General features: G+C 71.1%; 6 protein-coding genes. 3 read left to right on the top strand and 3 right to left on the bottom strand.

The genetic code is table 11. The annotated features are described in order from the left end of the window. Positions 1-651 (bottom strand): type A chloramphenicol O-acetyltransferase, encoded by a 651-nt coding sequence (gene catA / locus KCQ71_RS25275; protein ID WP_223411463.1) that lies wholly within the window; start codon positions 649-651, stop codon positions 1-3. A 140-nt stretch (positions 652-791) separates the two neighbouring features. Between catA and KCQ71_RS25280 the strand changes: the two genes are divergently transcribed. The 3 genes from KCQ71_RS25280 to hrpA all read left to right on the top strand — a co-directional run bounded on the left by KCQ71_RS25280 (position 792) and on the right by hrpA (position 6,565). Continuing rightward, a complete protein-coding gene (locus KCQ71_RS25280) occupies positions 792-1,316 on the top strand; it encodes a GNAT family N-acetyltransferase (protein WP_223411464.1) in 525 nt (174 codons plus the stop codon). A 124-nt stretch (positions 1,317-1,440) separates the two neighbouring features. Beyond that, on the top strand, positions 1,441-2,127 hold the full coding sequence (locus KCQ71_RS25285; RefSeq protein ID WP_223411465.1) for a GNAT family N-acetyltransferase: 687 nt from the start codon (positions 1,441-1,443) through the stop codon (positions 2,125-2,127). Next, a complete protein-coding gene (gene hrpA, locus KCQ71_RS25290; RefSeq protein WP_372454115.1) occupies positions 2,102-6,565 on the top strand; it encodes an ATP-dependent RNA helicase HrpA in 4,464 nt (1,487 codons plus the stop codon). The genes KCQ71_RS25285 and hrpA overlap by 26 nt, the downstream gene beginning before the upstream one ends. Positions 6,566-6,572: 7 nt before the next feature. Here the strand turns inward: hrpA and KCQ71_RS25295 are convergent, their stop codons facing one another. After that, entirely contained in the window at positions 6,573-9,080 is a 2,508-nt protein-coding gene (locus tag KCQ71_RS25295; RefSeq protein WP_223411467.1) for a LuxR C-terminal-related transcriptional regulator, read from the bottom strand. 262 nt (positions 9,081-9,342) lie between these two features. Next, the coding region (locus tag KCQ71_RS25300; protein ID WP_223411468.1) for an LPXTG cell wall anchor domain-containing protein at positions 9,343-9,526 on the bottom strand (184 nt) is incomplete at its 5' end.

Raw genomic sequence — 9,526 nt, forward strand, 5'->3', positions numbered from 1 at the left:
CTAGACCCAGGCCGGGTCCGCGAGCAGGGCCTGCAGCTCGTTCACGAACCGGGCCGAATGGAAGCCGTCCGCCGCGGCATGGTGAACCTGCAGCGAGAGCGGCAGGAACACGCGCCCGTCGTCCTCCTGGTAGCGCCCGAGTGTGAAGATCGGCGCGAGGTGGCGCCAGACGTCCCGGATGTTGAGGTTGAAGCCGGTGAACGAGGCCCAGGGCAGGCTCGACACGTCGAAGGTGTTCGGCGGCTGGCCGCCCTGCGGGAAGAACTCGGTGCTGTCGCGGTACCGGTCGAGCAGACCCGCCGCGCCGTCATGGAAGATGCCGAAGTCCGCGTCGTAGGGAGCCCAGACGCTGGAGAACGTCTCCCGCTCGGTATTGAAGATGGTGAACGAGGGGTGCAGCACCGGCCAGGTCGCGGGAGCGTCGGACTCGGTCAGGCACATCCGGAACTCCTCGCGCCGGTTGACGATCGTGCCGAGCGCCCAGATCTGGGCGACGTACGTCCGCCGGGGAGAGTCCCGCAGCGCCCTGACGAACTCGGTCACGTCGAGTTCGACCGTCATCGAGTACGTGCACGGCACCGCGTGGAGGTAATGCTCGAAGTGCTGGCGCCGGGGCCAGGTCGCGAGGTCGATCGGGGTCGGGTTGTCCATCCGTCCATCGTGGCGGCCGACGCGGGGGCGATCGAGTCAATTACTCGGACCGCGGTGGTCGCGCCCGAGCCGATCGAGGTGGGCGAAGAACGCCGCGGTCGCGCGGCAGCCGGCATAGCGGGCGCTGAGACAATGGCGGCATGCCACCGGTGCCCGTACTGACCACGCTGGACACCGATCGCCTCTTGCTGCGACGCCAGACGGTGTCCGATGCCGCCATCCTTCGTCAGTTGTGGACCGAGCGCGATGTGCGCGTGCCACCGCACCGGCAGATCGATGCTGAGGGGCGCCCGAGCGAAGCGGACATAGCCACACGGATCCGCGAGGAGCACACAGCGCCGGGTCTCCTGGCTGTCGAGCGGAAGGACACGGCCGATGTCATCGGGTACTGCGGGCTGGTCTTCAATGCGGAAGGGGCGCCCGACGAGCCCGAACTGGCCTTCGAGTTGCTGCGCGCGGTCCACAACCGCGGTTACGCGACCGAGGCGAGCCGGGCCGTGATCACCTGGGCGGGGCAGGCTGGCTACCGACGGTTGTGGGCGAGCGTATGGGACTGGAATGTCGCGTCCCGACGGGTCCTGGAAAAGCTCGGGTTCCGCGATTCGGGCCGAGTGGGCCCCACCACGGTCCACGGCCGCAGTCTGCTGACCGTACGAGAATCCTGATCAATGAACGACGTCGGTTGGGGCCATCCGCTTGTTCTGGGCTCGGCAAACCTGGATTCTGGGTCCCCGAGCATCGGTGGGTAGGTTCGAACCGTACGGGTGACTCGCGACGGAATGGACACGGATGGTCGAGACGATGGTCGTGGTCGAGCGGGGAGACAAGCTCGGCGAGGGATACCGGCGCCGGATCACCGAGGTCTACGTGCGTAGCTTCGCGCAGGACTTCGTCGCGTTCTCACGCGACACCGGCGAGCTGGCCGACGCGTTCGAGCACATGCTCCTGCTCGACCGCTTCTACATCGCGCTCGTGGACGGCGAACCCGCCGGCCTCGCCTCGCTGACCGAGGGCGACCAGACCCTGTTCGCGCCTCGTTGGCAGGAGATCCGCCGACATCTCGGACCGGCACGCGGGCTGCTCGCGTACGTGGTGATCCGGCGCTGGTTCATGCGCCCCCTCGACGGCGCCCCGCCCGGGCTCGCCGAGATCGGGTTCGTCGCCACCGAGCCGGACTACCAGGGTCGCGGTGTCGCCACCGCGCTGCTGGGTCACCTGCTGGCGCTGCCTGGATACCGCGAATACGTGCTCGAGGACATCAAGAACACCAACGCACCCGCCCTCGGCCTGTACGCGAAGTTCGGCTTTACGGTCTACAAGCGTCGGAAGGCGCGCTTCGCGCGACGCGCCGGATTCACCGAGCTCGTGTCCATGCAACTGGTGCAGGACCCCGCCCCGGAGCCCGGCTCGGATGCACCACCGGCAGAAAGCACTGGCGCAGTCGGGAACAATGGGGGCGGTGACCGAGGCGACTGACGAGACGGGGCGCACGCCCCGCCGTCGGCGACCCCGCCGGAGGCGCCCCGGAGAGCGAGGCGCCGAGCAGGGCACCACGCCTGCGAACACCGGCGCCGGCAGGCCCCCTGACGGCGGCACGGGGGACGGGGCGCAGACGCGCACCGCACCGCCTTCCGACGGCGAGGCTCGCCGCTCGGGCGGCGGCAAGGCTTCGAACGGCACCCAGGGCTCGGGCGGCGGCCGCAGTTCTGGCAGACGGCCCGACGGCGGAGGTCGCCGTGGGCACGGAGCGTCCGGTGGCCGCACGGGCGGCTTCCGGGCGCCGAGCCCTGAGTTGCTCGCGAAGCGCCGGGCGGCGCTGCCCACGATCAGCTACCCGGCGCAGCTGCCGGTCTCGGCGCGCCGGGAGGAGATCGCCGACGCGATCCGCGACCACCAGGTGGTGATCGTCGCCGGGGAGACCGGATCCGGCAAGACCACCCAGATCCCGAAGATCTGCCTGGAACTGGGCCGCGGCGTCACCGGGACGATCGGGCACACCCAGCCGCGCCGGATCGCGGCGCGTACCGTCGCCGAACGGATCGCCGAGGAGCTGGGAGTGCCGCTCGGCGGCGCCGTCGGGTATCAGGTGCGCTTCACCGACCAGGTCTCCGAGACCACGCTGATCAAGATCATGACGGACGGCATCCTGCTCGCCGAGATCCAGCGCGACCCGCTGCTGCGCCGGTACGACACGATCATCGTGGACGAGGCGCACGAGCGGACCCTGAACATCGACTTCCTGCTCGGGTTCCTGCACCAGCTGCTCCCGAAGCGCCCGGATCTGAAGGTCATCGTCACCTCCGCCACGATCGACTCGGCCCGCTTCGCGGAGTACTTCGCGCAACCCCAGCACACGGTGCCGGTGGTGGAGGTGTCGGGCCGGACGTATCCGGTGGACGTTCGCTACCGCCCCCTCCTCGCGGACCTGGGCGACGAGCTCGACGGGCCGCTGGACGATGACGCCGCGCCCCTGCCGGACGAGGAGGCGATCGACCAGAACACGGCGATCTGCCGGGCGGCCGACGAGCTGATGGCCGAGGGCAGCGGCGACATCCTGGTGTTCCTGTCCGGTGAGCGGGAGATCCGGGACGCCGCGGACGCCCTCGCCGAGCACCTCGGGCCCCGGTACGTCGCGCCGGGCGGGGCGCGCGCCTCTGCGCACGCCGCAGGAGCCGTCGAGGTCATCCCCTTGTACGCGCGGCTGTCCGCCGCGGAGCAGCACCGCGTGTTCGAGCACCACACCACCCGGCGGATCGTGCTCGCCACGAACGTCGCCGAGACCTCGCTCACGGTGCCGGGCATCCGGTACGTGATCGACCCCGGCACCGCTCGGATCTCCCGCTACTCCAACCGCACCAAGGTGCAGCGCCTGCCGATCGAGCCGGTCAGCCAGGCCAGTGCGAACCAGCGCGCGGGCCGCTGTGGCCGCGTCGCGGACGGGATCTGCATCCGGCTGTACTCCCAACGGGACTACGAGGGCCGACCCGAGTACACCGAGCCGGAGATCCTGCGCACCTCGCTGGCCTCGGTGATCCTGCAGATGACCGCGCTCGGCCTCGGGGACGTCGCGCAGTTCGACTTCCTCGACTCCCCTGACTCGCGCGCCGTCAAGGACGGACTGCAGCTCCTGCACGAGCTGAACGCCATCGAGGCCGAGTCCGCCACGAGCTCGAGCAACCAGCTCACCCGCGTGGGCCGTGCCCTCGCCCAACTGCCCATCGACCCGCGCCTGGGGCGGATGCTCGTCGAGGCGGGCCGGCTCGGGTGCGTGCGCGAGGTGATGGTCATCGTGGCGGGGCTGTCGGTGCAGGATGTGCGCGAGCGGCCCACCGAGCACCAGCAGGCGGCCGATGAGAAGCACCGCAGGTTCGCCGATCCCACCTCGGACTTCCTGTCCCTGCTCAAGCTCTGGGACTACCTGAAGGAGCAGCAGGGCGAGATGGGGTCCTCGGCGTTCCGGCGGCTGTGCCGGGCCGAGTACCTGAACTTCCTGCGGGTGCGCGAGTGGCAGGACGTGCACACGCAGCTGCGGCAGATGGCCAAGCCGCTCGGCCTGGAGTCCCACCACCGTGGCGACGCCACCGACCCCGACCGGGTGCACCAGGCGCTCCTGTCCGGCCTGCTCTCACACGTGGGGTCCTGGGACGAGCGCCGCCGCGACTACGTCGGGGCCCGTGGAACCCGCTTCGTGATCTTCCCAGGCTCGCACCTGGCGAAGAAGAACCCGGCCTGGATCATGGCCGGCGAGCTCGTGGAGACATCCCGGCTGTTCGCGCGCACAGTCGCGCGGATCAAGCCCGAGTGGGCCGAACCGCTGGCCGAGCACCTCGTCAAGCGCACGTACTCCGAGCCGTACTGGTCCACGAAGCAGGGCGCGGCCATGGTCAAGGAGAAGGTGCTCCTGTACGGGGTGCCGATCGTGAACGAGCGCGCCGTCCCGCTGGCCCGGGTGGACGGACCTCTCGCTCGGGAGATGTTCCTGCGGCACGCCCTCGTCGAGGGCGAATGGCGCACCCATCACGCGTTCTTCGCCGAGAACAACCGGCTGCTCGAGGAAGCCCAGTCGCTGGAGGCGCGGTCCCGGCGACGGGACCTGGTCATCGACTCCGACGGCCTGTTCGACTTCTACGACGAGCGCATCCCCGAGGACGTCACGACCGCCCGGCACTTCGACGCCTGGTGGAAGAACGCCCGCACCGAAGCCCCGGACCTGCTGAGCTTCACCACGCAGCTGCTGGTGCCGGAGGCGGACAGCCTGGACGCCGACGCGTTCCCGGACACCTGGCGCCAGGACGACCTGACCCTCCCGCTGACCTACCAGTTCGAGCCGGGCACCGAGGCCGACGGTGTCACCGTGCACATCCCGATCTCGGTCCTGAACCGGGTCCGCCCGGACGGCTTCGACTGGATGGTGCCCGGGCTGGTGGACGAGCTCGCGGTGGCGACGATCCGGTCGCTGCCGAAAGCGCTGCGCCGCCAGCTCGTGCCCGCACCGGACGTCGCCCGAGAGATCGTCGCGCAGCTGCCCGACTGGTCCGAGGCCGCACCCGCCGGGTCGCCCACGTTCGCCGAGGCGTTCGCCGCCACCGCCCGCGCGCTGCGCGACGTGGAGATCGATGAGGACTCCTGGGCGCCCGACCGGCTGCCCCCGCACCTTCGGATGACGTTCCGGGTGCAGACCGACCGCGGCGCCACGCTCGCCGAGGGCAAGGACCTGGTGCTCCTGCAGCGCCAGCTGGCGCGCGAGTCCCGGGACGCGGTGCGCAGCGCGGTCCGTACGGCGCTCACCGAGGCGCAGGCGGCAGCGCCTCGTCCGGGCGCAGGGCCCGACGGCGAGGGCCGGCCGGGTGTCGACAGCCCCTCGGGTGGTCGCGGCCGGGTCACAATGCCCGACGGCGCAGGCGGGCCGGGCGGGCACGGCACCCCGGGTGGTCGAGGCCCGGGCAGGGCGCCCGGTGGGGCCGGCGGCTCGCACTGGTCCGGCCGGGACGGCTCCCCACCCGGTCCGGGCGCGCCCGGGTTGACCCCTGGCCTGGCCGAGCAGACCGGCCTGACCACCTGGCCCGACCTCCCGGGCGGCCGCATCCCGGACACCGTGTCCTCCGTGGGGGCGGCGGGACTGGAGATCCGCGGCTACCCGGCCCTCGCGGACGAGCGCGGCGACGTCGCGCTCCGGGTGCTCGCGAACGCCCCCGACCAGGCGGTCAACCACCGCGCCGGCGTGCTGCGCCTACTCTACCTCGGCTCTGCCCTGGCGACCGGCCGGATCACTTCCCGGTGGTCCAGCGCCCAGTCGCTGGCCCTGGCGACGAGCCCGTACAAGAACACCGACGCCCTCGTCGCCGACCTCCAGATCGCCGCGATCTCGGCACTGGTGGCCGGCACCGACCTAGCCGGAGTCCGGGACCGGGCCGCGTTCGAGGCGCTCCTGGCACGCATCAAGCCGGCCCTGGAGGACGAGGTACTGCGCGTCGCGGAGCTCACGGTGCGGATCCTGACCGCGTCCCGGGAGCTGGAGGCAACGATCCGCTCCACCACGTCGATGGCCCTGCTGAACGTCCTCACCGACGTCCGTGACCAGCACGCAGCCCTGGTCCACCCGCACTTCCTGCGCGACACCCCGCCCGAGCACCTGGTGCACCTGCCCCGCTACCTGCGGGCCGCCGTCGTCCGGCTCGAGAAGGCGGCCGAGAACCCGAACCGGGACGCCGATCGCGCCTGGACCCTCGGCGAACTGCACGAGGCATGGTGGTCGACCACCCAGGCCGCGGCCCACGACCCGGTGCGCACGGCCCGGCTCGCCGAGATCCGGTGGCAGCTCGAGGAATTGCGGGTCAGCTACTTCGCGCAGCAGCTGGGCACACCGAAAACCGTCTCGGACAAGCGGATCCGCAAGGCTCTCGCGGACGCCTGAGCAGCCCTCAGCGGGCGCCGTCCTCCGCCGGCAGCAGTCCCATGAGCCGCCCGACGTTGAGGGCCTCCTCACGCGTCGAGACCGAGAACTTGCGGTAGATGCTCTGCAGCTGGCTCTTCACGGTGTTCGGAGAGACGTGCAATTGCGCGGCCAACCGCCGGGTCGCACGGGTGCTCTGCAGGTGTTGCAGCAGGACCTGCTCGCGGCCGGTGAGTCGCACCCGCATCGACGCCAGGCGGAGCCGGTCCCGTTGCTGGGCCATCGCAGCGACGAACTCCGTCGAGGTCGGTTCGAGCGCGATCATCTCGGCCCGCTGGATCAGCGTGCCGAACGTCGAGATGCCGTGCATCGCGAACGGGAGCATGTTCCACGATCGGGCCGAGACCGCCAGGGCACGTTCCAGGTAGGACTCGGCCCGTTCCTCCTCGCCGAGCTCGAGAAGCCCGACGGTCGCCGCCACCAGCGTGGGCGTCCGGAAGCGCTGGAACGGGCTGGGCGAGGAGTCGTAGCTCGGCTGGAGCAGGTCGACCGCGTCCTGCGGCCGGCCGAGGGCGAGCAGGATCCGGGCCCGCACGAGAATCTGCCTGGGCGCCTCCCATGACTTCGGCGGTGCGGCGTCGATCAGCGCGAGGGCTTGGTCGGGCTCGCCCGCGGCCGTGAGCAGGTCCGCCCGGGCACACAGCAGCAGGTCTCGCTCATATCCGGACAGGAGCCTCGGGTCCAGACGGGCCTGGAGCAGGTCGAGCGACTCCAGCCCCGCCAGGGGGGTGTTGGCCAGCACGTGGGCGAAGCCCTCGGCCTCGGCGCGCAGCACGTGCAGGACCAGTGGGTCGTCCACCTCGGTAACCCGGCGCAGCTCGTCCCAGGCCTGAGGCAGGTCGAGCACCCGCAGGCGGGCGAGCGCACGCGCCAACGAAGCCGGCGCCCCAGGCCCTTGCTCGGCACCCACCTGCGGTTCATCGGCCCGGTGGGCAGTCTGTGGTCGTTCGAGCACACCGGCCGCCAAGGTCGACAGGGCTCGCGCGTACCGGGCCGCGAACGTGTCGTACCGGGTACCGGCCAGCTCCGCTGCCCTGCTGAAGTCGCGCAGCGCCGCGCGGATGTCACCGACGGACAACTCGGTCAGGCCCGCCTGGGTGAAGGCGGACACCCCGAGGGGTGCGGGCGGCGCGGACGACAACGCGTCCATCGCGTCGCGGTGCGCGGCGAGCGCGTCCCGGTGACGTCCCTCCGCCCTCGCGATGGCACCGCGAGTGGTCGCGGTCGCCGCGATCGTCGTGGCGGCCTCGGCGTCGACCTTCGTCGTGGCCGAATCCAGCAGAGCGGTGGCGTATCGCCGCTCCGCGGGGGTGACGTGTCCGCTGTGGCCCTCATGGGTGATGTCCGCGATGGCCCGGGCGTGGCCGATGAGAAGTCGGCCATCCTGGCGCCGTGACCTGGCCGCGCGATCCATGGTCGTCCGGATCCGGTCGGCGGGGAGCTCGCCGAGGTCGAGCCAGTGCGTGCTCAGCAGGTCGGCCAACCGCTCGTGCTGTCCGTAGGTGTCGAAGAGGTCGATGGCCAGGTCGAGCCGGTCCTCGGCCGCGAAGAAGTCGACCAGGCGGGCGAGCACGGGATCGAACCGGGGGGCGTCGAGTTCGACGAGGGCCTGCCGTCGGAGACCGCCGCTCAACGAGGGCGTGAAGACCAGGCGGGCCGCGAAGACGTCCTCGTCGAGGGCCAGCACGAGGCCGAGGTCGCGCATCGCCCGGATGGTCCGCACGGCCGCTCGGCCCGGCCAGACACGATCGACCAGGTCGATCGTGAACGTCTCGAGCAGACTGCACAGGAGCACGACGTCCCACGGATCGCTGGCGCCCACACCGCCCCCGGCCGCCGCCCGGAAGGTGTCACCCATGGCGTCCACCACGCGTTCGACGATGTCGTCACCGGTCCCGACGGCCTGCAGTGCGGCGACGGCGAGCAGCGGAACGCCGCCGGACACCTCCTGGATGCACGCGGCGGCCTCGGCCGTGAGCTCGATCCCTCGCTGAACGGCGAGCTGGGCGAGCTCGTCAGATGTGAAGCACAGCTCTCGGGCGCGCATCACCGCCGTGGCTCGCAGCATCTCGAGTTCCGGGTCGATGCGGCCGTTCCAGTGCGTGCCACCAAGGATCATGACGCGGATGTCGGGCGAACGACCCAGTAGGTCCACCACTTCGCGCAAACGCTCGCGGTCCCGGGTGTACTCCGGCTCCCGGAGCACCAGGGTGGCTGGTCGTGGGTCCTGACGGGCCGACTCCACGAGTTGGGGCCAATCCGAGCGCCCGGGCTCCAACCAGTACAACGACCGATCGGTGGTGTTGGCCCATGCTCGAACCAGGGTCGACTTGCCCGCGCCCACCTGCGCCCAGATCACCGACACCCGGGCCTCGGACAACGCGGCCAGGCGTGCGATGAGGCGGTCTCTGTGCAGGATCAGACGGTCCGGTAATGCGATGGTCCACTCCGGCCTGCCCTGCCGGTCCCCTGTCATTGAGTTCTGCGCCCCCTACCCGATAGTGACAACACAACAGGCCGATCCCGAGTCACCGGAATCTCTTTCAACAGCGACGGCCGCGCTCTCGCATGCCGTTTCCCCAGTGCCCCTGACCAGCCGAGCACACTCCCCGAATGCACTCTATCGCGGGCCAGATGCGGCCGGTCCGCGTGTGGATCGAGGTCCGCCCCGGACCCCTGGCGACAGGGGTCCGGGGCGAGGTCCGGCTACCAATGCAGGCTAGCCGGCCTCGGATTCCTCAGTGGGTTCGTGCGCGGTGACGGGTGACCGCCACGAGCAGTGCTCCGCCGAGGAGGGTGAGTAGTCCGGCACCGATGGCCAGGTTGGTCAGGCCGTTAGCTCCGGTGTCCGGCAGCTGTGCACCCGGGTCGTCCGGGGGCAGCAGCGGTGCGCAGGCGTCGCCGGTGAGGTCGGTGGAGTTG

Source organism: Occultella gossypii, assembly GCF_019947135.1.
Classification (GTDB): domain Bacteria; phylum Actinomycetota; class Actinomycetes; order Actinomycetales; family Beutenbergiaceae; genus Occultella; species Occultella gossypii.

Coding starts and splice junctions, on each gene's coding strand:
- catA (WP_223411463.1), bottom strand. CDS start 651: ATGGACAACCCGACCCCGATCGACCTCGCGACCTGGCCCCGGCGCCAG.
- KCQ71_RS25280 (WP_223411464.1), top strand. CDS start 792: ATGCCACCGGTGCCCGTACTGACCACGCTGGACACCGATCGCCTCTTG.
- KCQ71_RS25285 (WP_223411465.1), top strand. CDS start 1,441: ATGGTCGAGACGATGGTCGTGGTCGAGCGGGGAGACAAGCTCGGCGAG.
- hrpA (WP_372454115.1), top strand. CDS start 2,102: ATGGGGGCGGTGACCGAGGCGACTGACGAGACGGGGCGCACGCCCCGC.
- KCQ71_RS25295 (WP_223411467.1), bottom strand. CDS start 9,080: ATGACAGGGGACCGGCAGGGCAGGCCGGAGTGGACCATCGCATTACCG.